Origin of the sequence: Streptomyces sp. NPDC042638, assembly GCF_040647235.1 — a bacterium.
In the GTDB taxonomy this organism is placed as follows: Bacteria; Actinomycetota; Actinomycetes; order Streptomycetales; family Streptomycetaceae; genus Streptomyces; species Streptomyces rameus.
The window spans coordinates 1-23,710 of sequence record NZ_JBEZBT010000022.1 but is presented as its reverse complement, the minus strand read 5'-3'; the positions used below and the strand labels follow the sequence as shown (position 1 = coordinate 23,710).

The following is a 23,710-nucleotide window of genomic DNA, read 5'->3' as shown; positions in this document are numbered from 1 at the left end:
ACGGCCGTCCTGCTCGTACGGCCATCCGGGTAGCCGTCGTGCGCGCGCGGCCGTCTTGTTTTGTACCGTCTCGTCAGATCATGCCGGACGGTCGCCCTCCTCGCCTGCCCCGCCCGGTACTTCCGCAAGCCCGTGGCGTGCCGCGGCGGCCCGTTCGGCGGCCAGCCGCCGGTGTTCGGCGGCCTTGCGCTCGTGGATCTCGGCCATGCGGAGGTGGTACGCCGGGTCGTCCTGCTCGTAGACGTCCGGTACGCCGTCGAGGTCCTCGTCGCGCTCCTCGTCCTCGCACAGCCTGCGGTACCGGGCGTTGCGCAGCTTCAGCAGCACTGTCGCGCACACCGCCGCGATCAGCGACCCGGTGAGGACGGCCGCCTTCACCTCGTCCGTGAGCACGGTGTCACCGTCGAAGGCCAGCTCGCCGATGAGCAGCGAGACCGTGAAGCCGATCCCGGCGAGCGAGGCCACGGCGAAGACGTCGGCCCATGCCAGCTCCGCGCTGAGCTGCGCGCGGGTGAAGCGGGCGGTCAGCCAGGTCCCGCCGAAGATGCCGACGGTCTTGCCCACGACCAGGCCGAGCACCACGCCGAGCGTCTCGGGCTTGGCGAACACGTCCCCGAGCGCCCCGCCGGATATCGGGACACCGGCGCTGAACAGGGCGAACAGGGGTACGGCGAGACCGGCCGACAGGGGCCGTACCAGATGCTCGATGTGTTCGGCGGGTGAGTGCTCCTCCCCTTCCCGGGTGGTGCAGCGCAGCATCAGGCCCATCGCGACGCCGGCGACGGTGGCGTGCACGCCGCTGTTGTACATCAGCGCCCAGATGACGAGGGCGAGCGGCACGTACACGTACCAGCCGCGTACTCCCTTGCGCAGCAGCAGCCAGAAGACGGCGAGGGCGGCGGCGGCCCCGCCGAGGGCGGCGAAGTTCAGTTGTGCGGTGAAGAAGATCGCGATGATCAGGATCGCGAAGAGGTCGTCGACGACCGCGAGGGTGAGCAGGAAGGCGCGCAGGGCGCTGGGCAGTGAGGTGCCGATGACCGCGAGGACGGCGAGCGCGAAGGCGATGTCGGTGGCGGTGGGCACCGCCCAGCCCTGCAGGGAGCCGTTTCCGGCGAGGTTGGTGAGCGCGTAGACGAGCGCGGGTACGGCCATCCCGCACAGCGCCGCCACGACGGGGAGGACGGCCGCCCTGGGGTCGCGCAGATCGCCTGCGACCAGCTCGCGCTTGAGTTCGATGCCGGCGACGAAGAAGAACACCGCGAGCAGTCCGTCGGCGGCCCAGTGGGCGACGGAGAGGTGCAGGCCGACGGTCTCGGGGCCGAGGTGGAAGTGGCTGACGCTCGCGTAGCTGTGGCGCAGAGCGGGGAGGTTCGCCCAGAGCAGCGCCGCCACGGTGGCGAGGAGCAGCAGGATGCCGCCGACGGTCTCGGTGCGCAGCGCGTCCGCGACGTAGGTCCGCTCGGGCAGGGACAGACGACCGAGGGCCTTGCGGGCGGTGGTGCGGGCGCGGGGCGCGGTCACGGGGAGACCTCCGGGGCAGGCGAAACTCACATGCCGACCAGACTTCCCGGCGCACCTGACGTGCCGCGTCGCGCGACACTTTGCTTAGTTTACCTAAGCTGGCGCGTGCCAGGTCCGGTGATCTTCACCGTAGACCCGCGTGGGGCACCCGGCACGTTCGCCGGCCGGGTGTCCCACGGGGTGCGGCTCACTCTTCCCGTCCGCTCAGTCCTCGCTGGGCGCCGCGGGCAGTTTGTCCTGGATCAGCGTCATGACCGTGGAGTCGGTCAGGGTGGTGACATCGCCCAGCTGACGGTTCTCGGCGACGTCCCGCAGCAGGCGGCGCATGATCTTGCCGGAGCGTGTCTTCGGCAGCTCCGCCACCGGCAGGATCCGCTTGGGCTTGGCGATCGGCCCGAGCGTGGCGCCGACGTGGTTGCGCAGGTCGCCGATGAGCTTGTCGTCCTCCGTGGCCGTGCCGCGCAGGATGACGAACGCGACGATGGCCTGGCCGGTGGTCTCGTCCGCGGCGCCCACGACGGCGGCCTCGGCGACCGACGGGTGCGAGACGAGCGCCGACTCCACCTCGGTGGTGGAGATGTTGTGCCCGGAGACGAGCATCACGTCGTCCACCCGGCCCAGCAGCCAGATGTCCCCGTCGTCGTCCTTCTTCGCCCCGTCCCCGGCGAAGTACTTGCCCTCGAAGCGGGACCAGTAGGTGTCGATGAACCGCTGGTCGTCGCCCCAGATGGTGCGCAGCATCGACGGCCACGGCTCGGTCAGCACCAGATAGCCGCCGCCGCCGTTGGGCACCTCGTTCGCCTCGTCGTCGACGACGGTCGCGCTGATGCCGGGCAGCGGGCGCTGCGCCGAACCGGGCTTGGTCTCGGTGACACCGGGCAGCGGTGTGATCATCATGGCGCCGGTCTCGGTCTGCCACCACGTGTCCACGACGGGCGTCCGGTCGGCGCCGATGTGCTTGCGGTACCAGACCCAGGCCTCGGGGTTGATGGGCTCACCGACCGACCCCAGGACGCGCAGGCTGCTCAGATCGAACTTGGCGGGGATGTCGTCGCCCCACTTCATGAACGTCCGGATCGCGGTCGGCGCGGTGTAGAGGGTCGTGACCTTGTACTTCTGCACGATCTCCCAGAACCGGCCCTGGTGGGGGGTGTCCGGCGTGCCCTCGTACATCACCTGCGTCGCGCCGTTGGCCAGCGGGCCGTACACGATGTAGGAGTGCCCGGTCACCCAGCCGACGTCGGCCGTGCACCAGTACACGTCCGTCTCCGGCTTGAGGTCGAAGACCGCCCAGTGGGTGTAGGCCGCCTGGGTGAGGTAGCCGCCGGAGGTGTGCAGGATGCCCTTGGGCTTCCCCGTCGTGCCGGAGGTGTAGAGGATGAACAGCGGGTGCTCCGCCTCGAACGCCTCCGGGGTGTGCTCGGCGGACTGCCGGCCCACCAGCTCGTCCCACCACACGTCCCGCTCGCCGTCCCAGGCCACTTCCTGGCCGGTTCGGCGCACCACGAGCACGTGCTCGACATTGCCCGCCTTCTCGACCGCCTCGTCCACGGCCGGCTTGAGCGCGGACGGCTTGCCGCGCCGGTAGCCGCCGTCGGCGGTGATGACGACCTTGGCGTCCGCGTCCTGGATCCGGGTCGCGAGCGCGTCCGCCGAGAAGCCGCCGAAGACGACCGAGTGCGCCGCGCCGATCCGGGCCGAGGCCAGCATCGCGATCGCGGTCTCCGGGATCATCGGCATGTAGATGGCGACGCGGTCGCCCTTTCGCACGCCCAGCTCCAGCAGGGCGTTGGCGGCCCTGGAGACCTCGTCCTTCAGCTCCGCGTAGGTGATCGCGCGGGTGTCGCCGGGCTCACCCTCGAAGTGGATGGCGACGCGGTCCCCGTGCCCGGCCTCCACATGCCGGTCCACGCAGTTGTACGCGACGTTCAGCTCGCCGTCCTTGAACCACTTCGCGAACGGCGGGTTCGACCAGTCCAGCGTCTCGGTCGGTTCCTTGGCCCAGGTCAGCCGACGGGCCTGCTCGGCCCAGAAGCCGAGCCTGTCAGCCTTGGCCTGTGCATACGCCTCCGCGGTGACGTTGGCGTCCGCGGCCAGGTCGGCGGGTGGCGCGAACCTGCGCTCTTCCTTGAGCAGGTTGGCCAGGCTTTCGTTGCTCACGACATCTCCCGTTCGAAGGGTGTCCGTTGTGTCCCAGGCCACAGCTCATCAGACCGGGGGTCCGATGACAAGGGTCGACCGGAAAATTGGTTTAGACCTGTCCTCGGTTTGTCGAGCCTACCGGTCCGTGTACCCCCTCACCTCGGCCGACGCCCTCCCTGACGTTCTCCCTGACGTCCTCGAACACCGTTCCTCCCTCCGTTCCCGCGAGCAGGTACGCCTGTGCCTCGCCCACGTGGAAGTACATGCCGTGCAGCTCCAGTTCTCCCGCGGCCAGGGCGCGGGCGACCGGCCCGTGCGCCCGCAGGTGCGCCAGTTGCTGGACGACATTGGTCAGGCACAGCTGTTCCACCTCGTCCGCGGGTTCCCGCCCGGCCAGCCGGGCCCGGTCGTGCCGGCCGCCCGCCATCCGTGCCAGGCTCGGCAGCCCGTGCCGCAGCCACCGCTGCAGCGGAGTGCTCCCGCCCCCGGCCCCGGTGGTGGCCAGCGCCTGCATCGCCCCGCACCCGGAGTGCCCGCACACCGTGATCGAGCGCACCCCGAGCACGTCCACCGCGTACTCGATGGCGGCCGCCACCGAGTCGTCGCCGTGTTCCCCGCCCGGCGGCGGCACCAGGTTGCCGACGTTGCGGACGACGAACAGGTCGCCGGGACCACTGGCGGTGATCATCGACGTGACGAGCCGGGAGTCGGCGCAGGTGAGGAAGAGCTGCGCGGGCCGCTGGCCCTCCCGGGCCAGCCGCGCCAGCTCCTCGCGCACCAGCGGCGCGGTGTTCCGCTGGAACGAGCTGATGCCACGCGCCAGTTCTCCTGCGGCCTCCTGCCCCACCGGTGCGGCGGTGGTACCGGCGAAGCAGGACTGGTGGTTGCGCCAGGGGGTCCAGGGGCGGCACCGGCACCCGGCGGACGGGACCTGTCCGGCGGTGCGGATTCCGCCGCGCCGGCCCGCCAGCTCGGCTCTTCCTCCCCGCGCGGTGTGGGCACTGCGCCAGTCCTGCAGCGACTCGTACGCCGCGTGGTCCATGAACGAACCGTCCAACTCCACGACGGCGTGGGCGCCCTGGGGTACGAGATGCAGGGCTCTGCTGAGCCGGGGCACCGCGAGGAACGTCAGCTGGCCGCGGACACGTACGTGGTGGACTCCTTTCTCCTCTTCGTGGGTGATGCGCGTGTGGGTGAGGCGGTGCAGGGCGATGGCGACGGCCACGGCGATGCCGAGGCACACGCCCTGCAGGACGCCGAGGAACACCACGCCGAGTGCGGTCACGGCGTAGACCGGCACTTCCCGGTGGCGTGTCACCGTGCGGATGTGGTGCAGGGACACCATCTGGATGCCGACGGCCATCACCAGGGCGGCCAGGGAGGCGAGCGGGATCTCCTCCAGGAGCGGGACCATCAGCAGCGCGGCGACTACTACGAGAACGCCGTGCAGCATCGTGGAGTTCCGGCTGACCGCACCCGATTTCACGTTCGCGGTACTGCGCACCGCCACACCCGCGACCGGCAGCCCGCCGAGGGCTCCCGAGACGATGTTGGCGGCGCCCTGCCCGAGCAGCTCCCGGTCCAGACCGGAGCGGCCGACGCGGGACTGGGGGCCGGAACGGGAGGCGACCAGTTTGTCGACGGCCACCGCACCGAGCAGCGACTGCACGCTGCACACCAAAGTGGTGGTGAGCACGGCGGCCACGACGCCGAGCACCGGACCCTCGGGCAGTCCGGCGAGAGCGTGGCTGCGCCAGGACGGCAGGTCGACCCGGGGCAGGGCGAGGCCGGTGAGGGCGGCGGTAGCCGTGGCTCCGGTGACGGCTACCAGAGCTGCCGGCACCCCGCGCAGCAGCCTGCCGGCGCGCCCGGGCAGCCGCGGCCAGGCCAGCAGCAGGGCCAGGGTCAGCACGCTCATCGACACCGACGCCGGGTGCAGGCCGGCCAACTGCGCGGGAAGATCGCGCAGATTGGCGAGGACGGAACTGTCCGGGCTGCCGCCGAGGACGATGTGCAGCTGGGCGACGGCGATGGTGATGCCGATGCCGGCGAGCATGCCGTGCACCACGGCCGGACTGACCGCGAGCGCGCCGCGCGCCACCCGTAGACAGCCGAGGCCGAGCTGGGCGAGACCGGCGAGCACGGTGATGCCGCAGGTCGCCCGCCAGCCGTAACGGTCGATCAGGTCGGCGGTGACGACGGTGAGTCCGGCGGCGGGCCCGCTGACCTGGAGGGGGCAGCCGCCCAGCCGTCCGGCGACGATTCCGCCGACCGCGGCGGCGACGAGACCGGCCTGGAGCGGGGCGCCGGTGGCCAGGGCGATGCCGAGGGAGAGGGGCAGGGCGATCAGGAAGACCGCGACGGACGCGGACAGGTCGGCGCCCTCGACGCGCAGGCGTCGGCGCGTCGGTGCGGGGCTGTGCGGCGGGTGGGGGTGCGGGGTGTGAGGCGGTGCGCAGGCTGACATGTTCCCGTCTCCTCCGGGGCGGCGCGGTCGCGGACTGGGATGGGACCCGCGTGTGGGCGGGGTCGGTCGCGGCCGTGGGTCACGGCGTGCATCGGCGGGATGGATCAACGCTCGGTAAAAGAACCGTAATGCGATGTAAAGGTAAAGCATAGTTTTCCGGGGCAAATGGGTCAGAAGATCGCCTTCAGGAGTGAACTAATCATTTGATCGGCTTGTCGTACTAATTCCTTCTCGGTCCCGTGTCATCTTGGCGGCGCCGCCGGGACAAGCCCGGCACATCACCCGAAACGGCCCTCATCAGCGTGTGTCTGAGAGAAGGAAGAAGGTGGGCGGAACATGGCCGCCACCCACAGGATCGCCGTCGGCGCGATGGTCGCCGCGGCCTGTGCGGCGTCGCTCGCTGGTTGCGCGACCGACTCCACCGGCAAGAAGGAAGGGGCGTCCGGCCCGCGGAAGGGGGCACCGGCACCGGGCAGCGTCTTCCGGCTGATCGGCGACGGATCCACCGCGTACACGGGATCACAGCCTCATCTGCCCGTCCCCGAGCGGCTGAGCCCTGGTCAAAAGCCCCCGCAGTTCGTCGTGTTCTCCTGGGACGGCGCGGGCGAGGACAGTCAGAAGCTGTTCTCGCACTTCCGCGAGGTCGCCAAGGAGAACAACGCGACCATGACGTACTTCCTCAGCGGCGTGTACACGCTGCCCGAGGAGAAACGTGACCTGTACAAGCCACCACAGCACTCGCCGGGCCGCTCCGACATCGGCTTCAACGACGAGCAGGGCATCGCCGACACCCTTGAGCAGGTCCGGCAGGCCTGGCTGGAGGGCAACGAGATCGGCACCCATTTCAACGGTCACTTCTGCGGACCGGACGGCGGGGTCGGCACCTGGTCGGTGGACGAGTGGAAGAGCGAGATCGCCCAGGCCAAGAAGTTCGTGGAGTCCTGGAAGACCAACACCGGGAGGAAGGCGGACGCCCCGCTGCCCTTCGACTACGAAAAGGAGCTGATCGGCGCTCGCACCCCCTGCCTGGAAGGGCAGAAGAACTTCATGAAGGCCGCCCGCCAGCTGGGCTTCCGCTACGACTCCAGCGGGGTCAACGACCAGGTCTGGCCCAAGAGGAAGGACGGACTGTGGGACCTGTCGATGCAGCTGGTGCCGTTCCCGGGCCACACCTATGAGCAGCTGACCATGGACTACAACTTCATGGTGAACCAGTCCGGCACCGAGACCCAGGGCGACCCGGACAAGTTCGACTACTGGGGCGACCAGATGCGCGACGGCCTGCTCAAGGGCTTCTACCGCGCCTACGACGGCAACCGCGCGCCCCTGATCATCGGCAACCACTTCGAGTCGTGGAACGGCGGCACCTACATGCGTGCCGTCGAAGACGTGGTGAAGGAGGTGTGCACCAAGCCGGAGGTGCGCTGCGTGTCCTTCCACCAGCTGGTCGACTGGCTGGACGCCCAGGACCCGCAGACCCTGGCGAGACTGCGCACCCTGGAGGTGGGTGAGGCACCCCGGCAGGGCTGGGCGTCCTTCCTGTCCGGCCGGCCGGCCCCGGCGCCCAAGGGCGTTCCCGGGGCGCCGGCGGACAAGCGGTAGGCGTCAGACGGGCGTCGCCACACTCTCGCCGAGCACGAAGTGGGGGTCGACCTGCGCCGCCAGGTCGGCCCCGGTGCGCTCGTTCCCCCAGTTCTCGGCGTTCTTCAGGTGGAAGTGCACCATCTGGCGGGTGTAGCGCTCCCAGTCGCGCCGCGCGTAAGTGGCGTCGACGGTGGCCCGGAGAGTCTCCAGGGCGCGGGTGTTGGCCTCCTCCAGGAGGTCGAACCGGGGCGGGCGGCCCTTCTCCATGGCACGCACCCAGTCGGAGCGCCCGACCGTCACGAGCAGGTCGTCCCCGACCTCTTCGCGCAGGAAGTCGATGTCGTCCGGTTCCTGGATCTTGTTGCCGACGACCTTCAGGGCGACGCCGAAGTCGCGGGCGTACTCCTTGTACTGGCGGTAGACGGAGACCCCCTTCCGGGTCGGTTCGGCGACGAGGAACGTCATGTCGAAGCGGGTGAACATGCCGGAGGCGAAGGAGTCCGAACCGGCCGTCATGTCGACCACGACGTACTCGTCGGGGCCGTCGACGAGGTGGTTCAGGAACAGCTCCACCGCTCCGGTCTTGGAGTGGTAGCAGGCGACCCCCAGGTCGGCGTCCGTGAAGGGGCCCGTGACCATCAAACGGACGGCGCCGCCGTCGAGTTCCACCGGACGCGCGCAGGCGTCGTAGACCGGATTGGGCTCCCGCACCCGGACCAGCCGCGAGCCCTCGCCGGGCGGGGTCGTCTTGATCATCGTCGCGGCCGAGGTGATGCGCGGATTGCTGCCGCGCAGGTAATCCTTGATCAGCGGCAGCCGATCGCCCATGGCGGGCAGCGCCGCCGCCTCCTCCTCGGTGAGGCCGAGTGCGGGGCCGAGGTGCTGGTTGATGTCCGCGTCGACGGCGACCACCGGGGCGCCGACGGCCGCGAGATGGCGGATGAAGAGGGAGGAGAGCGTGGTCTTGCCGCTGCCGCCCTTTCCGACGAAAGCAATTTTCATGTTCACCAACAGTAGTTGGCAGATAGCTGTGCGTGTCGTCGGAGAGTGAAGAAGACCACTCCTTCGTGGGGTGGGGCGGCCGGGTGCGTACTGTCGTACTCATGAGTACGACAGGTGCGGCCGCCGATCCGCTCGCGGCCCTTGGGGCACTGCCCGGTGTGGCCGAGTCCGTCGAATCCGTGCGCAAGGCCGTGGACCGGGTCTACGGGCACCGGGTCATGCGGCGCCGCAGCAACGAGATCACCTCCGAGGCGGCCCTGCGCGGAGCCCGCGGCTCGGCGGCGCTGTCCGGCGCGGACTGGGCTCTGGAGGAGGTGCGGCGGCGCACCGACTTCAGTGTCGACACCGAGGCCCGTGTGATGGGCGCGGCTCTGCGGCTGTCCGCCGAGGCGGGCCAGCTGCTGTCCATCTGGCGCCAGTCGCCCCTGCGGGTGCTGGCCCGGCTGCACCTGGTGGCCGCGGCGAGCGGCGACGACCGGGTCGGCAGGCCGCGCCAGGCCGGCGAACCGGTGGACGAGCCGCTGATCGAGCTGCCGCTGCCGGACGCGGCGGAGGTCTCGGGCCGGCTGGAGGGGCTGGCGGACCTGATCATCACCGGCACCTCGGCCCCCGCGCTGGTGACGGCCGCCGTGGTGCACGGCGAGCTGCTCGCGCTGCGGCCCTTCGTCTCCCACAACGGCCTGGTCGCGCGCACGGCCGAGCGGATCGTGCTGATCGGCAGCGGCCTGGACCCGAAGGCGGTCTGCCCGGCCGAGGTCGGCTATGCCGAGCTGGGCCGCGCCTCCTACCTGGCCGCCCTCGACGGCTACGTCTCCGGCACCCCCGAGGGCATGGCGGCGTGGATCACCCACTGCGGCCGGGCGGTGGAGCTGGGCGCGCGCGAGTCGACGGCGGTGTGCGAGGCGCTGCAGCGCGGCGCGGCCTGAGGGGTTCCCGGGCGGAGGAGCTTCCCGGACAAGGGTTGCGGCGGTACGAGTGCTCGTACCGCCGCTGGCATGCTCACCCGGTTACCAAGCGTCCTCGAAATGTCGCCCATCAGGTCGGGATGCTTTGCCCGTCACCTGGTGCGGCTGGCCCGTAATCGACGGGTCGACGTCGCGTGGGTGCCCGGTGTTCATGCTGGGTCCGTGGGCCAAGTGCGTAGTAGTAGGGGATCCTCGCGGATGTCCTTTGGTCTCGCGGGCCTACGTTCTTTGTACCCCGAGCCGGGATGAAGCGGAACCCCTGCCCGCACTTCTTTACTTTCGGGATCAAACGTGGCGAAACGGGCGACGGTCAGGTCGTGCCGCGACGCCGGCTGGTGTACCAGACGAGCCCGGCGGTCGCCGCCGCCGCGCTTATGGCCGCCGCCGCGACCAGCGCCGGGCGGGGCGGCACGGAGAACGTGGGCAGCCGCTTCTTGAGCGGGACCGGGCGGCGGAACTCCAGCACCGGCCACCCGCGCGCGAGTGCCTCGCGGCGCAGCGCGCGGTCCGGGTTCACGGCGTGCGGGTGCCCGACGGTCCGGAGCATCGGCAGATCGGTCGCCGAGTCGCTGTAGGCGTAGCAGCGCTCGAGGTCGTAGCCCTCGGACGCGGCCAGTTCCTTGACGGCCTCGGCCTTCGTCGGGCCGTAGGCGTAGTACTCCACCTCTCCGGTGAAGCAGCCGTCGTCACCCACGACCATGCGGGTGGCGACCACCCGGTCCGCGCCCAGCAGTTCGCCGACCGGCTCGACCACCTCCGCGCCCGAGGTGGACACGATCACGACGTCCCGGCCGGCCGCGTGGTGCTCCTCGATGAGCGAGGCGGCCTCGTCGTAGATGATCGGGTCGATCAGGTCGTGCAGGGTCTCGGCGACGATCTCCCGCACCTGCTGGACGTTCCAGCCTCGGCACAGCGCGGAGAGATACTCCCGCATGCGCTCCATCTGGTCGTGGTCCAGGCCGCCGGCCAGGAAGACGAACTGGGCGTATGCGGTACGCAGGGCGTCCCTGCGGTTGATCAGCCCGCCTTGGTAGAAGGACTTGCTGAAGGTGAGCGTGCTCGACTTCGCAATGACCGTCTTGTCCAGGTCAAAGAAGGCTGCCGCACGGGGCAAGGAGTGGTTTTCCACGTCCCAGAGCATAGGCGCCCACCATTCGGCGTAAGGTGGGGCGCGTGGGTTTGCCTGAGAGGGCTCTCGGGTACACCATGGAAGTCACGGATCGTTCGCGACCGTGCTAACCCGGCCCGACTCCTCCCCCCCCGAGTCGGCCGTGGGGACGACCCCCGCTCTCCCCCCCGGCGGGGGTCGTCGCATGTCCGGATGGGTTTTCTCCCTCCTCTCCTCTCGTCACACAGCCCCAGGGCCGGCGTCGCACCGCCATGGCCGCCGCCTCCGCCTGCCCGTGATCGGTAACGCACCGTAATCATCGGATTGCTCTGTGGAACTCGCACACGGATCAGTACACGAGTCACCGGTAGGGGTGACGAAGTTATTCACAGGGTCGGGGTTGTCCACAGTTATCGACCAAGATCCACATTATTTCGCGGCTCGCTGCACCGTGATTCCAGCGCCCTCCGGCTCCGGCGAGTTCATGGCCGGTTCCGATTGCCGGTGTGCGTATGGCCGGTTCCTATCGGCCGCTCATATGGAGACCGTTTGCAGGTTCTTCACACCTTTGGGAATCGCGTGCCCGCGGGGTTGCGCGGGCCCACGCAGCGAAGGGGGAACACCCGTGACCGGAACCGTCACCCACGATCCGCCGCCCGGCCCCGGCGGCCGGGCATGCCGGCCGCTCATCGTCACCGAGGACGCGGCGCTCTTGGACGATCTGCTGCGCCTGTGCGCGGCGGCGGGCGCCACACCCGAGGTCCATCACGGCGTACCGGAATCCGGCGACGGCTGGGCGGCGGCCCCGCTCGTGCTCGTCGGCGACGACGCCGCCCGCCGGGTGAGCGGTGCCGCGCGCCGTCCCGGAGTGGTGCTGGTCGGCCGTGACCAGGATGACCCGGGGGTGTGGAAACGAGCCGTCCAGATCGGTGCCGACCATGTCCTGATGCTTCCCGACGGCGAGGCGTGGCTTGTGGACCGTATCGCCGACGTCGCCGAGGGCGTCGGCCGCCCGGCCCTCACCGTCGGAGTGATCGGCGGCCGGGGTGGGGCCGGAGCGTCCACGCTCGCGTGCGCGCTCGCCGTCACCTCCGCGCGCGAGGGGCTGCGCACCCTTCTGGTGGACGCCGATCCGCTCGGGGGCGGACTCGACGTACTTCTCGGCGGCGAGGGGGCCGAAGGGCTGCGCTGGCCCGCCTTCGCCGCCTCCCGCGGCCGGGTCGGCGGCGGCGCCCTGGAGGAGTCGCTGCCCCAGTTGCACTCCCTCCGCGTGCTCAGCTGGGACCGCGGCGACTGCGTCGCCGTTCCGTCGCCCGCGGTGCGCGCCGTGCTGGCCGCCGCCCGGCGACGCGGCGGCACGGTCGTGGTGGATCTGCCCCGCCGTCTCGACGACGGGGTCGCCGAAGCCCTCGCCCAGCTCGACCTGGCGCTGCTCGTCGTCCCGGCGGAACTGCGGGCGCTCGCAGCCGCCGGCCGTGTCGCCTCCGCCGTCGGCATGGTCGTACGGGACCTGCGGGTAGCGGTCCGCGGGCCCTACGCACCCGGCCTGGACGGCCACGAGGTGGCCCGGCTGCTCGGCCTGCCACTGGCCGGCGAGGTCCCCGTCGAACCGGCGCTGCTGCGCCCTCAGGGTGGCGCGAAGCCCCCCGGCGCGTCCGGGCGCGGCCCACTGGCCCGCTTCTGCGCGCACTTCTGGGAGCGCGCGCTGGTCGAGGCGGGAGGCACCCGATGACCCTGCCCGGACTCGACCGGGCCGACGGCGCGGCCCTGCTCGACGGCGTCCGCCGCCGGCTCGCCGAGAGCGGTGCCGAACCCACACCCGCGCGCGTGGCCCAGGCACTGCGCGAACAGGGCCGGGTGCTCGGCGGCGCGGAGATCCTCGGCGCCGCCGAGCACCTGCGGTCCGAACTCGTGGGCACCGGTCCCCTGGAAGCGCTGCTCGCGGACCCGGACGTCACCGACGTCCTGGTCTCCGCCCCGGACCGGGTGTGGGTGGACCGCGGCGGCGGCCTGGAGCTGACCCCGGTGACCTTCCCGGACGCGGCGGCCGTACGGCGCCTTGCCCAGCGGCTGGCCGGCGTGGCCGGGCGCCGGCTGGACGACGCCCGGCCCTGGGCGGACGCACGGCTGCCCGACGGAACCCGGCTGCACGCGGTGCTGCCCCCGGTCGCCGTCGGCTGTACCTGCCTGGCCCTGCGGGTGGTACGGCCCCGGGCCTTCACCGTGGAGGAGCTCGTCGCGGCCGGGACGGTGCCGCCCGGCGGCGACCGGATCCTGAGGGCGCTGCTGGGAGCCCGGCTCTCCTTCCTGGTCAGCGGCGGCACGGGATGCGGCAAGACCACCTTGCTCAGCGCACTGCTCGGCCTGGTCGGACCGGGCGAACGGATCGTGCTGGCCGAGGACTCGGCCGAGCTGCGGCCGGACCACCCGCACGTCGTCCGGTTGGAGACCCGGCCCGCCAACCAGGAGGGCGCGGGCCTGGTCACCCTGGAGGACCTCGTACGGCAGGCGCTGCGGATGCGGCCGGACCGGCTGGTCGTCGGCGAGGTGCGCGGACCCGAGGTCGTGCATCTGCTCGCGGCCCTCAATACCGGCCACGAGGGCGGCGCTTGCACGATCCATGCCAACGCCGCCGCGGACGTACCGGCCCGGCTGGAGGCGCTGGCCACGGCCGCCGGGCTGGACCGGGCCGCGCTGCACAGCCAGCTGGCAGCCGCCGTCTCGGTGGTGGTGCACCTCGTGCGGGACCGGTCCGGGCGGCGCCGGATCGACGAGGTGCATGTGCTGGAGCGGGACGCCACCGGGCTGGTGCGGACGGTACCGGCACTGCGCTGGGGCGAGCGGGCGTTCGCGCGGGAGCGGGGGTGGGAGCGGCTGCGGCACCTCCTGGGCTCCTCGGACGAGTTCACGGACGGGTGAGATTCGACCGGGCGGAATCCACGAGCCGGTTGGGATTCCCGAGCGGGTCGGGGTCCACGTGCGGGTCGGGGTCCACGAGCGGGTCGGGATTCCGGAGCGGGTCGGGGTCCACGTGCGGGTCGGGATTCCGGAGCGGGTGAGGCCCTGGGGAATGACGAGAGAGGTGACGGAAGTGATCGGTGAGACGTCCGTGGGCGCCGCGCTGCTCTGTATCGGCGCGATGGTCTGGCTGCTGGGCGGTCGGCACTACGGGGTGCGCAAGGCCCGGCTGCTGCTGGCCGGCGGCGGGGTGGTGGCGACCGGACCGCCCGCCCCGGAGCAGGTCCTCGCGGAACTGCGGCGGTGGGGCAGCCGGCTGGGCGCGGAGTGGTGGGCGCTGGCCGCCGGACTGGTGATCGCCCTGCTGGGTTCCTCGGTGATTCCGGTCGTCGCGGGGGCGGCCGGGGTGCCGGTGCTGCGCCGGGTGCGGCTGGCCCGGCGCGCCCGCTGCGACCGGGAGCGGCGGGCCGACGCGGTGATCGCCCTGTGCGGTGTGCTCGCCGGGGAGGTGCGGGCGGGACGGCAGCCGGGGGCGGCGCTGTTGCGGGCCGCCCGGGACTGCGGCGGATTCGGCGGCCAGTCCGGCGGCGAGTCCGGCGGATTCGGCGACGCCCAGGCCGCCGTGGTGGCGGCGGCGCGGTTCGGCGGAGACGTGCCCGGCGCGCTGGCCGCGGCGGCACGGCAACCGGGTGCTGAGGGCCTGCTCGGACTCGCCGCGTGCTGGCAGGTGGCCGTGGACCAAGGTGCCGGACTCGCCGCCGGCCTGGACCGGCTGGAGGGGGCCCTGCGCGCCGAGCGGGACCAGCGAGGGGACCTGCGGGCCCAGTTGGCGGGAGCCCGGGCCACCGCGGTGCTGCTCGCCGCACTGCCCGCCCTCGGCCTGCTCCTGGGCGCGGCCATGGGCGCGGACCCGTTGCGCGTACTGCTGCACAGCGCGGCCGGCCTCGGTTGTCTTGCGGCCGGGGCGGTGTTCGAGGGGGCCGGGGTGTGGTGGGCGGTGTGGATCGTACGGAAGGCCGAGGCGCTGTGAGACGCGGTCCGGGGTGGGCGAAGCGCGAGTGTCCGAGAGGTGAGGAAGGGCGGGCGGTGTGAGCGGGGAAGTTGTCCACAGGTTGGGGATGGCCGGGATCGCGGTGTTGGCCCTCGGCTGGGGGGTGCGACGGCTGGACCTGGTGCGCCGACGGCGGCAGGCCCGGCGCCGGGTGGCCGGGCTGCTGGGGCGGGAAGTGTCCTCCGGCAGAACGGCGTTCGCGATCCCGGATGCCGTGCGGCGGTGGCTGCCGCCGGCCGGGGCCGCGTGCGGTGCGTGGGTGCTGGCCGGCGGGACCGTCGGGGCCGTGCTGGGGGTGGGCGTCGGCGTCCTGCTCTGGCGGTGGCGGGCCGGGCAGACGGCGGCCGGCCGGGCGGAGGCGATCGATACCGCCGGGGCCGCGCGTCAACTCCCGCTCGCGGCCGATCTGCTGGCGGCCTGCATCGCCGCAGGTGCCGGTCCGGTGATCGCCGCCCACGCGGTGGGCGAGGCCCTGGACGGCCCCGTCGGGCAGGCGCTCGCGCGCGGCTCGGCGGAGGTCCGGCTCGGCGGTGCACCGGCGGACGCCTGGCGGACTCTGGCCCTGCTGCCCGGCGCCGGTGCCCTGGCGCGGTTGCTGGAACGGGCCGACGAGTCCGGACTTCCCGCGGCCGGCCCGGTGGCCCGTCTCGCGTCGGACGCGCGCGCGGAGTGGGCCCGCACGGCGACGGCCCGGGCGCGCCGGGCGGCCGTACTGATCTCCGCGCCGGTCGGTCTGTGCTTCCTGCCCGCCTTCATCGCGGTCGGAGTGCTGCCCGTCGTGATCGGGCTGGCCGGCCGGGCGAAGGGAGGGGGGTGAGGCGCACGGGAACGGACGGGCACGCAGACGTGGGATGAGCGCGGGATGAGCGCGTGATGAGGCGAGATGAGCGCGGAAAAAGCCAAGGGCCAGAACCTTACGGGGGTTGAGATGTTCGGGAAGATCAGGAAGACGGCGGTCCGGTTGTGCGGGACGAGCCGTCGGGACGCCGGAATGGTGACGTCCGAGTACGCCATGGGGATCATCGCGGCGGTCGGGTTCGCGGTGCTGCTGTACGAGGTCGTCACCAGCGGTCAGGTCCGGGCGGAGCTGGCGGCCATCGTGAAGAAGGCCCTCAGTGCGCGGATGTGAGCGGGGCGGCGACCGGGGGTTCGTGACCGCGGAGGCGGCTGTGGTGCTCTCCGTGCTGGTCGCGTTCACGATGGCGCTGGTCTGGGGCCTGCTCGTGGTCGCGGCGCAGATCGAGTGCGTGGACGCGGCCCGCGCGGGCGCCCGGGCCGCCGCCCGTCAGGATCCGGCCGAGGCGGTGGTGACGGTGACCCGGGAAGCGGCGCCGCGCGGAGCACGGGTGACCGTCGGGCGCGAGGGCGACCGGGTCCGGGTGACGGTGGTGGCCGAGCCGCCGGTGCTGAGCGGATTGCCGTTCGAGGTACGCGAGGAGGCCGTGGCACTCGCCGAGGACACCCCGGGGGCGGGGACCACGGTGCGAGTGGGGGAGGCGGGGCCGTGAAGCGCGGGGCTGAGCCGGACGCCGGGCGGCGATGTCCGGGGCAGGGGCGGTGGGCCGGCCGGGGGCGGGGGACGGGCTCGAAGGGGCTGACCGGCCGGGAGGACCCCGCTAGGGCGGTGGGCCGGTGGTGTCGTTCGCGGCTGGGCACGGGGTGGGCCGGGGTGAACGTGGGGCACCGGCGACGAGGACGCCGGGACCGGCGGGAGGAGTCCGACCGGGGGTCGGCCACCGTGTGGAGCCTGGGGGCGATCGCCGTGCTGTGCGCGGTGTTCGGCGCCGTGCTCGCACTCGGGCAGGCCGTCGCCGTACGGCATCGGGCGGCCGGCGGCGCCGACCTCGCGGCACTCGCGGCGGCGGACCACTGGGCCGAGGGCGGCACGGCGGCCTGTGCCAGGGCCGGGCGGCTGGCGGCGGCCCAGGGCGTACGGCTGGTGCGGTGCGCGATCGTGGGCGACACCTCGGACGTGACGGCGGCTGCCGGGAGAGGGCCGTTCACGGCGGAGGTCAGGGCGAGAGCGGGGCCGGCGGGTCCGGTACCGCCTGGCGAACCCCCGCCGAGCGAGCCCCCGGTCCCGGCCGAGATGACCAGCCCCCGGGCCCGGCCGGGATGACCAGCCCCCGGGGCCGGCCGGGATGACCAGCCCCCGGGGCCGGCCGGGATGACCTAAGGCCCGTCGCCACCTCGCCCGGCTCCCTCCGACACGCTCTAGCCGGCTTCCGCCCCCTCCGTCGGCCTACGGGACTCCTCCGTCGGCGTACGGGACTCCTCCGCGGGCTGCTCCGTCCTCTCCGTCGGGGTACGGGACTCCTCCCCGGGCCTGTCCGTCCCCTCCGTCGGCTTCCCTGGCGTCTCCTCCGTCGGCTGCTCCTCCGGTGCCCCACGCAACAGCACCGTGAGCAGCCGTACCGCGCCCCTCTTGTGGAGCGGGTCGTTGCCGTTGCCGCACTTGGGGGACTGGATGCAGGACGGGCAGCCGGCCTCGCACTCGCAGGACGCGATGGCCTCGCGGGTGGCGGAGAGCCAGGCGCGGGCCGTGTGGAAGGCACGCTCGGCGAAGCCCGCGCCGCCGGGATGGCCGTCGTAGACGAAGACCGTGGGCAGGAGGGTGTCCGGGTGCAGGGGGACGGACACGCCGCCGATGTCCCAGCGGTCGCAGGTCGCGAAGAGGGGCAGCATGCCGATGGAGGCGTGCTCGGCGGCGTGCAGGGAGCCGCCGAGAATCTCCGGGGTGATGCGGGCCTCGTCCAGCTGGTCCTCGGTGACCGTCCACCACACCGCGCGGGTGCGCAGCGTACGAGGGGGGAGGTCGAGTTTCGTCTCGCCCAGCACCTCGCCGGTGATCAGGCGTCTGCGGAGATAGGAGACCACCTGGTTGGTAACCTCCACCGAGCCGTAGCAGAGGCGGCCGGTGCCCCACGGGATCTCGGTGTCCGTCTCCAGGATGGAGATCGCCGTGGTGTCGCGGGCGACCGTCGAGTACGGCGGGTCGGCCTGCTCGACCAGGGCGACCGAGTCCTCCAGGTCCAGGGAACGCACCAGGTAGGTACGGCCCTGATGCAGGTGGACGGCGCCCTCGTGGACGGTGGAGTGCGCGGCGCCCGCGTCCACGGTGCCGAGCAGGCGACCGGTGCCCTCCTCGACGATCTGCACGGGACGGCCGCCCGCGCCGCGGATGTCGGTGAGGTCGGCGGCCCGCTCCCGGCGGGTCCAGTGCCAGGCCTTCGTACGGCGGCGGAGCAGCTTGGCGGCCTCCAGCTGCGGCAGCACGTCCGCGCAGGCGGGGCCGAAGAGGTCCAGGTCCTCCTCGGTCAGCGGCAGCTCCGCGGCGGCGGCACACAGGTGCGGGGCGAGGACGTAGGGGTTGTCGGGGTCGAGGACCGTCGATTCCACCGGTTGGTCGAACAGGGCCTCGGGATGATGGACGAGGAAGGTGTCCAGCGGATCGTCGCGGGCCACCAGGACCGCGAGGGCGCCCTGGCCGGAGCGGCCCGCACGGCCCGCCTGCTGCCACAGGGACGCGCGCGTGCCGGGGTAGCCGGCGATCACCACCGCGTCCAGGCCGGAGACGTCCACGCCCAGCTCCAGGGCCGTCGTGGCGGCGAGGCCGAGGAGTTCGCCCGAGTGCAGGGCGCGTTCCAGGGCGCGGCGCTCCTCGGGGAGGTAGCCGCCTCGGTAGGCCGCGACCCGCCGGACCAGGGAGCGGTCGACCTCGGAGAGTTTCTCCTGGGTGATGACCGAGATCAGCTCGGCGCCACGCCGGGAGCGTACGAAGGCGACGGAGCGCACGCCCTGCACGGTGAGGTCGGTCAGCAGGTCGGCGGTCTCCGCGGTGGCGGTACGCCGTACCGGTGCGCCCTTCTCACCGCGCAGGTCGGTGAGCGGGGGCTCCCAGAGGGCGAACACCAGCTCCCCGCGCGGGGAGGCGTCGTCGGCGACCTCCACGACCGGCAGACCGGTCAGCCGGCGGGCGGCGACCGAGGGCTCGGCGGCGGTCGCCGAGGCCAGCAGGAACACGGGGGAGGAGCCGTAGCGGGCACACAGGCGGCGCAGCCGGCGGAGTACCTGGGCGACGTGTGAGCCGAAGACGCCACGGTAGGTGTGGCACTCGTCGATGACGACGTACCGCAGCGACTTGAGGAAGGAGGACCAGCGCGGGTGGGAGGGAAGTATGCCCCGGTGCAGCATGTCCGGGTTGGTGAGGACGTAGTTGCCGTACTGGCGGATCCACTCGCGCTCCTCGAACGGGGTGTCACCGTCGTACACGGCGGGGCGCACGGCGCTGCCGAGAGGTTGTGAGAGTTCCTTCACCGAGCGGCACTGATCCGCCGCGAGCGCTTTGGTGGGAGCCAGGTAGAGGGCGGTGGCGCCGCGGCCGTTCGGCGCATCGGAGCCGTCCAGGAGGGTGGAGAGGACGGGCACGAGGTACGCCAGGGACTTGCCGGAGGCGGTGCCGGTGGCGACGACCACCGAGTCACCGTCCAGGGCGTGCTCGGCGGCCAGCGCCTGGTGCGCCCAGGGGTGCTCGATGCCGCACGCCTGGACGGCCGCGATCACCTCGGCCCGAATACGGTCAGGCCAGAGGGCATGGCGACCCGTGCGCGGGGGCAAGTGCTCCGTATGAGTGATGCGCGCAGCCCGGCTCGGCCCCGAGGCGAGCCGGTCCAGGACCGCGCCCGGAGACGGGCGGGACGCCGGGTCCGCCGGGGTTCGATCGGATCGGTGATTCTTGGCCATTGGCACCGAGTGTGTCACTGGCGTGACGGACAATGGAGTCAAGGCGTCGTGCACGCCTGCCGGTAAGTGATTGAATGCCATCGCGGCTGGCGAAGCGTCCTGAGGGCCGTAAGCCGAGATGCCCGAGGGGCGACCGCTCGATAGCAAGGTGCTGGAGGATCCGTGGACCTGTCCCTGTCGACCCGTACCGTCGGCGATCGTACGGTCGTCGAGGTCGGTGGCGAAATCGACGTATATACCGCGCCCAAGCTGCGCGAGCAGCTGGTCGAGCTGGTGAACGACGGGAATTTCCACCTCGTCGTCGACATGGAGGGCGTGGACTTCCTCGACTCCACCGGGCTCGGCGTGCTGGTCGGCGGCCTGAAGCGTGTTCGTGCCCACGAGGGCTCGCTGCGCCTGGTCTGCAACCAGGAGCGCATTCTCAAGATCTTCCGCATCACCGGTCTCACCAAGGTGTTCCCGATCCACACCTCGGTCGACGAAGCGGTGGCGGCCACCGACTGACCTCGGACCGGTCGCCGGCGTCGGGCTCCTGCCGGGGCCGGACGTCGCCGGACCCGGCCGGTTTGTCGGCCGGTCCGGACCGGTGTCCGTGCCGGGGACGGTGCCGGATCGGTGTCCGTGCCGGGCCGGTGACCGTGCCGGGCCGGTGTCCGTGCCGGGCAGATGACCGCTTCCGGCCGGACCGATGGCCGCCCCGGCCCCGTGCCGGGCCGGTGAGCGGTCCGGTCCGGGCCAGTGGACGGTCCCGGTGCCAGGCGCTCGATGGTCCGGTTCCGGGCCGGTGAAGCGGCCCGGGGCACCGAAGTACAGCAGGGGTTGCGGGCGCTCGACGGCCCCGCCCCCGACCGCACGCCCGTAGTCGCGAGGGGGATGCATGGCCACCGTCGAACTCCGCTTCAGCGCGCTGCCCGAGCACGTCCGGACCGCCCGGCTGGTGGCGGCAGCGGTGGCGCGCAGGGCCGGAGTGGACGAGGCCGTCCTCGACGAGGTCCGGCTCGCCGTGGGCGAGGCGTGCTCCCGTGCTGTCGGACTGCACCAGAGCAGCGGCGTCACGGCACCGGTGAAGGTGGCGCTGATCGAAGAGGAGAAACAGTTCTCCATCGAGGTCGGCGACGAGGCGCCGCACGCCACGCCGGGCAGCGACACGCCCGGCGGCGGCCCGGACGCCGACGCGGAGGTCGAGGAGGACGAGATGGGCCTCGCGGTCATCAGCGGCCTCGTCGACGACGTGGAGGTCACCACCGGGCAGAACGGCGGCCTGATCCGCATGACCTGGCCGATCACACCGCCGGCCACGGCACTCGTCTGAGCTGCCCGCCGCTCGCCTCCGAGCCGCGGCACACGTTCGCCGTGCACACCCCCACGTTCGCCGTGCACACCCCAAGGGCCCTGCTGAGCAGGGCCCTTGTCGTGTTTTCCGATGAGCGCCCGGAATTCGTGAAGTAATTCACGATCAATGGCCCGATAATTCGATCAAGAGCCAATGCGGTCGTCAATGCTTTTAGGGCATTACCCCTTTCGGGCTACGTGTCGTTACCTCGATCATTTGCTGAAGAGCATGAGAAGGCTGATTCCGTTTACCGTCCCCTTTTTAGATCACTCAGGGGTACCTACAATCCGTCCACATCTTGAGCTCAGCCCAAGCGTCAAGGAGGACGAATGGCGGGGCTTTCTACCCCTCATCAGTTGGGTCACCCCACATCCCTCGCAGCCGCGGTCCTGACCGACGACAACCGGATCCTCGTGGCCGTCATCGCGGCGGTCGCCGTGGCCGCGCTGGTGGTCGCGGGGATCCTGGTACGTCAGGTGCTCGCGGCGGGCGAGGGCACCGACAGCATGAAACGGATCGCCGAGGCGGTCCAGGAAGGCGCGAAGGCCTATCTCACCCGGCAGTTGCGCACGCTCGGCGTATTCGCCGTCGCCGTGTTCTTCCTGCTCTTGTTGCTGCCCGCGGACGACTGGAATCAGCGGGCCGGCCGCTCGGTGTTCTTCCTGATCGGAGCGCTGTTCTCGGCGGCCACCGGCTATATCGGCATGTGGCTCGCCGTGCGCAGCAACGTGCGGGTCGCCGCGGCGGCCCGGGAAGCCACCCCGGCGGAAGGCGAGCCCGAAAAGGATCTCACCACCGTCTCGCACACCGCGATGAAGATCGCATTTCGCACGGGCGGCGTCGTCGGCATGTTCACGGTGGGGCTCGGCCTGCTGGGCGCCTCCTGCGTGGTGCTGGTGTACGCGGCCGACGCGCCGAAGGTGCTGGAGGGCTTCGGCCTCGGTGCCGCCCTGATCGCGATGTTCATGCGGGTGGGCGGCGGCATCTTCACCAAGGCCGCCGACGTCGGCGCCGACCTGGTCGGCAAGGTCGAACAGGGCATTCCCGAGGACGACCCGCGCAATGCCGCGACCATCGCGGACAACGTGGGCGACAACGTCGGCGACTGCGCGGGCATGGCGGCCGACCTCTTCGAGTCGTACGCCGTGACCCTGGTCGCCGCGCTGATCCTCGGCAAGGCAGCCTTCGGCGACTCCGGACTGGCCTTCCCGCTGCTGGTGCCCGCCATCGGCGTCATCACGGCGATGATCGGCATCTTCGCGGTCGCCCCACGCCGTGCCGACCGCAGTGGCATGAGCGCGATCAACCGCGGTTTCTTCATCTCCGCGGTGATCTCGCTGGTGCTGGTCGCGGTCGCGGTCTACTTCTACCTGCCGTCGACGTACGCGGGTCTCGCCGGTGTCACCGACGCCGCGATCAAGGGCAAGGACGGCGACCCGCGCATCCTGGCGCTGGTCGCGGTGGCCATCGGCATCCTGCTCGCCGCCGTCATCCAGCAGCTGACCGGCTACTTCACCGAGACCACCCGCCGCCCGGTGCGGGACATCGGCAAGACCTCCCTCACGGGTCCGGCCACCGTCGTCCTGTCCGGCATCTCGGTCGGCCTGGAGTCGGCCGTGTACACGGCCCTGCTCATCGGGCTCGGCGTGTACGGCGCGTTCCTGCTCGGCGGTACGTCCATCATGCTGGCGCTGTTCGCGGTCGCCCTGGCCGGCACCGGCCTGCTCACCACGGTCGGCGTGATCGTCGCCATGGACACTTTCGGGCCGGTCTCCGACAACGCGCAAGGCATCGCCGAGATGTCCGGCGACGTCGAGGGCGCGGGTGCGCAGGTCCTCACCAACCTGGACGCGGTCGGCAACACCACCAAGGCCATCACCAAGGGCATCGCCATCGCCACCGCCGTCCTCGCCGCGTCGGCGCTGTTCGGGTCGTACCGCGACGCGATCACCACCAACGTGCAGGACGTCGGGGCGAAGCTGTCCGGGCCTGGAGCGCCGCTCAGCCTGTCCATGGACATCTCGCAGCCCAACAACCTCGTCGGCCTCATCGCGGGAGCCGCGGTCGTCTTCCTCTTCTCGGGGCTGGCCATCAACGCGGTGTCGCGGTCGGCGGGTTCGGTCGTGTTCGAGGTGCGGCGGCAGTTCCGCGAGCACCCCGGGATCATGGACTACACCGAGAAGCCCGAGTACGGCCGTGTCGTCGACATCTGCACCAAGGACGCCCTGCGGGAGCTGGCCACGCCGGGCCTGCTCGCCGTCATGGCGCCGATCTTCATCGGGTTCACGCTCGGTGTGGGCGCTCTCGGCTCCTACCTCGCCGGCGCCATCGGCGCGGGGACGCTGATGGCGGTGTTCCTGGCCAACTCGGGCGGCGCCTGGGACAACGCGAAGAAGCTGGTGGAGGACGGCCACCACGGCGGCAAGGGCAGTGAGGCCCATGCCGCCACAGTGATCGGCGACACGGTCGGCGACCCCTTCAAGGACACCGCCGGACCCGCGATCAACCCGCTGCTGAAGGTCATGAACCTGGTCTCGCTGCTCATCGCACCGGCGGTGATCAGGTTTTCCTACGGTGACGACAAGAACCTCGGAGTGCGGATCGGTGTCGCGGTCCTCGCGCTCCTGGTGATCGTCATCGCCGTGTACGTCTCCAAGCGGCGCGGCATCGCCGTCGGGGACGACGAGAGCACCGAGCGGGTCGCCAACTCACCCGACGCGGCGGTGGTTTCGTAGGTCAGGACGAAGGGCCTGGTCGACGGGCGGGCGGTGCGCGGCGGCGGCGGCGGCCATCCGCTCCGGCTCCTGCGCCCGCGTCACCGCCGACGCCAGCATCA

The 23,710-nt window shown here is 71.8% G+C and carries 18 protein-coding genes; 12 read left to right on the top strand and 6 right to left on the bottom strand.

Annotated features, from left to right (window positions below; genetic code table 11):
• Positions 1–78 precede the first annotated feature (78 nt).
• The 3 genes from nhaA to AB0B40_RS19345 all read right to left on the bottom strand — a co-directional run bounded on the left by nhaA (position 79) and on the right by AB0B40_RS19345 (position 6,130).
• Positions 79–1,521, bottom strand: a complete 1,443-nt coding sequence (gene nhaA, locus AB0B40_RS19355; RefSeq protein ID WP_362264656.1) for a Na+/H+ antiporter NhaA — start codon at positions 1,519–1,521, stop codon at positions 79–81.
• Positions 1,522–1,725: 204 nt separating this feature from the next.
• Positions 1,726–3,681 carry an acetate--CoA ligase gene (gene acs, locus AB0B40_RS19350; protein WP_345053343.1) on the bottom strand — a complete coding sequence of 652 codons (1,956 nt, stop codon included), beginning with the start codon at positions 3,679–3,681 and terminating at the stop codon, positions 1,726–1,728.
• A gap of 91 nt (positions 3,682–3,772) precedes the next feature.
• Entirely contained in the window at positions 3,773–6,130 is a 2,358-nt protein-coding gene (locus AB0B40_RS19345; protein ID WP_362264654.1) for a SulP family inorganic anion transporter, read from the bottom strand.
• A gap of 336 nt (positions 6,131–6,466) precedes the next feature.
• Here AB0B40_RS19345 and AB0B40_RS19340 point away from each other — a divergent pair, with 336 nt between their 5' ends.
• Complete coding sequence (locus AB0B40_RS19340; RefSeq protein ID WP_345053345.1) at positions 6,467–7,732, top strand: hypothetical protein; 1,266 nt, start codon at positions 6,467–6,469, stop codon at positions 7,730–7,732.
• Positions 7,733–7,735: 3 nt separating this feature from the next.
• Here AB0B40_RS19340 and AB0B40_RS19335 read toward each other — a convergent pair whose 3' ends face one another.
• Positions 7,736–8,716, bottom strand: coding sequence for an ATP-binding protein (locus tag AB0B40_RS19335; RefSeq protein WP_362264652.1), 981 nt, complete (start codon positions 8,714–8,716; stop codon positions 7,736–7,738).
• 101 nt (positions 8,717–8,817) lie between these two features.
• On the opposite strand from AB0B40_RS19335, the gene AB0B40_RS19330 reads away from it, so the two are divergent.
• On the top strand, positions 8,818–9,642 hold the full coding sequence (locus AB0B40_RS19330; RefSeq protein WP_345053350.1) for an oxidoreductase: 825 nt from the start codon (positions 8,818–8,820) through the stop codon (positions 9,640–9,642).
• A gap of 349 nt (positions 9,643–9,991) precedes the next feature.
• Here AB0B40_RS19330 and AB0B40_RS19325 read toward each other — a convergent pair whose 3' ends face one another.
• Positions 9,992–10,822, bottom strand: a complete 831-nt coding sequence (locus AB0B40_RS19325) for an HAD-IB family hydrolase (protein WP_345053352.1) — start codon at positions 10,820–10,822, stop codon at positions 9,992–9,994.
• A 592-nt stretch (positions 10,823–11,414) separates the two neighbouring features.
• On the opposite strand from AB0B40_RS19325, the gene ssd reads away from it, so the two are divergent.
• From ssd to AB0B40_RS19290, 7 genes are all read left to right on the top strand, one after another.
• Complete coding sequence (gene ssd / locus AB0B40_RS19320) at positions 11,415–12,521, top strand: septum site-determining protein Ssd (RefSeq protein WP_362264650.1); 1,107 nt, start codon at positions 11,415–11,417, stop codon at positions 12,519–12,521.
• Positions 12,518–13,708 carry a TadA family conjugal transfer-associated ATPase gene (locus AB0B40_RS19315; protein WP_362264648.1) on the top strand — a complete coding sequence of 397 codons (1,191 nt, stop codon included), beginning with the start codon at positions 12,518–12,520 and terminating at the stop codon, positions 13,706–13,708. The genes ssd and AB0B40_RS19315 overlap by 4 nt, the downstream gene beginning before the upstream one ends.
• Before the next feature lie 151 nt (positions 13,709–13,859).
• Complete coding sequence (locus AB0B40_RS19310) at positions 13,860–14,777, top strand: type II secretion system F family protein (RefSeq protein ID WP_362264646.1); 918 nt, start codon at positions 13,860–13,862, stop codon at positions 14,775–14,777.
• A 58-nt stretch (positions 14,778–14,835) separates the two neighbouring features.
• Complete coding sequence (locus tag AB0B40_RS19305; protein WP_362264644.1) at positions 14,836–15,615, top strand: type II secretion system F family protein; 780 nt, start codon at positions 14,836–14,838, stop codon at positions 15,613–15,615.
• A 111-nt stretch (positions 15,616–15,726) separates the two neighbouring features.
• Positions 15,727–15,927 (top strand): DUF4244 domain-containing protein, encoded by a 201-nt coding sequence (locus AB0B40_RS19300; protein ID WP_345053366.1) that lies wholly within the window; start codon positions 15,727–15,729, stop codon positions 15,925–15,927.
• On the top strand, positions 15,914–16,306 hold the full coding sequence (locus AB0B40_RS19295; RefSeq protein WP_362264642.1) for a TadE family type IV pilus minor pilin: 393 nt from the start codon (positions 15,914–15,916) through the stop codon (positions 16,304–16,306). Before AB0B40_RS19300 ends, AB0B40_RS19295 begins: the two co-directional genes overlap by 14 nt.
• 161 nt (positions 16,307–16,467) lie before the next feature.
• On the top strand, positions 16,468–16,917 hold the full coding sequence (locus AB0B40_RS19290) for an Rv3654c family TadE-like protein (RefSeq protein ID WP_362264639.1): 450 nt from the start codon (positions 16,468–16,470) through the stop codon (positions 16,915–16,917).
• A gap of 95 nt (positions 16,918–17,012) precedes the next feature.
• Here AB0B40_RS19290 and AB0B40_RS19285 read toward each other — a convergent pair whose 3' ends face one another.
• Positions 17,013–19,622: a DEAD/DEAH box helicase gene (locus AB0B40_RS19285; RefSeq protein WP_362264637.1), complete on the bottom strand. Its 2,610-nt coding sequence runs from the start codon at positions 19,620–19,622 to the stop codon at positions 17,013–17,015.
• An 81-nt stretch (positions 19,623–19,703) separates the two neighbouring features.
• On the opposite strand from AB0B40_RS19285, the gene bldG reads away from it, so the two are divergent.
• The 3 genes from bldG to AB0B40_RS19270 all read left to right on the top strand — a co-directional run bounded on the left by bldG (position 19,704) and on the right by AB0B40_RS19270 (position 23,609).
• Positions 19,704–20,045, top strand: a complete 342-nt coding sequence (bldG, locus tag AB0B40_RS19280; RefSeq protein WP_009189842.1) for an anti-sigma factor antagonist BldG — start codon at positions 19,704–19,706, stop codon at positions 20,043–20,045.
• Positions 20,046–20,418: 373 nt separating this feature from the next.
• Positions 20,419–20,853, top strand: coding sequence for an ATP-binding protein (locus AB0B40_RS19275; RefSeq protein ID WP_345053376.1), 435 nt, complete (start codon positions 20,419–20,421; stop codon positions 20,851–20,853).
• A gap of 350 nt (positions 20,854–21,203) precedes the next feature.
• Positions 21,204–23,609 (top strand): sodium-translocating pyrophosphatase, encoded by a 2,406-nt coding sequence (locus AB0B40_RS19270; protein WP_345053379.1) that lies wholly within the window; start codon positions 21,204–21,206, stop codon positions 23,607–23,609.
• Positions 23,610–23,710: the final 101 nt, after the last annotated feature.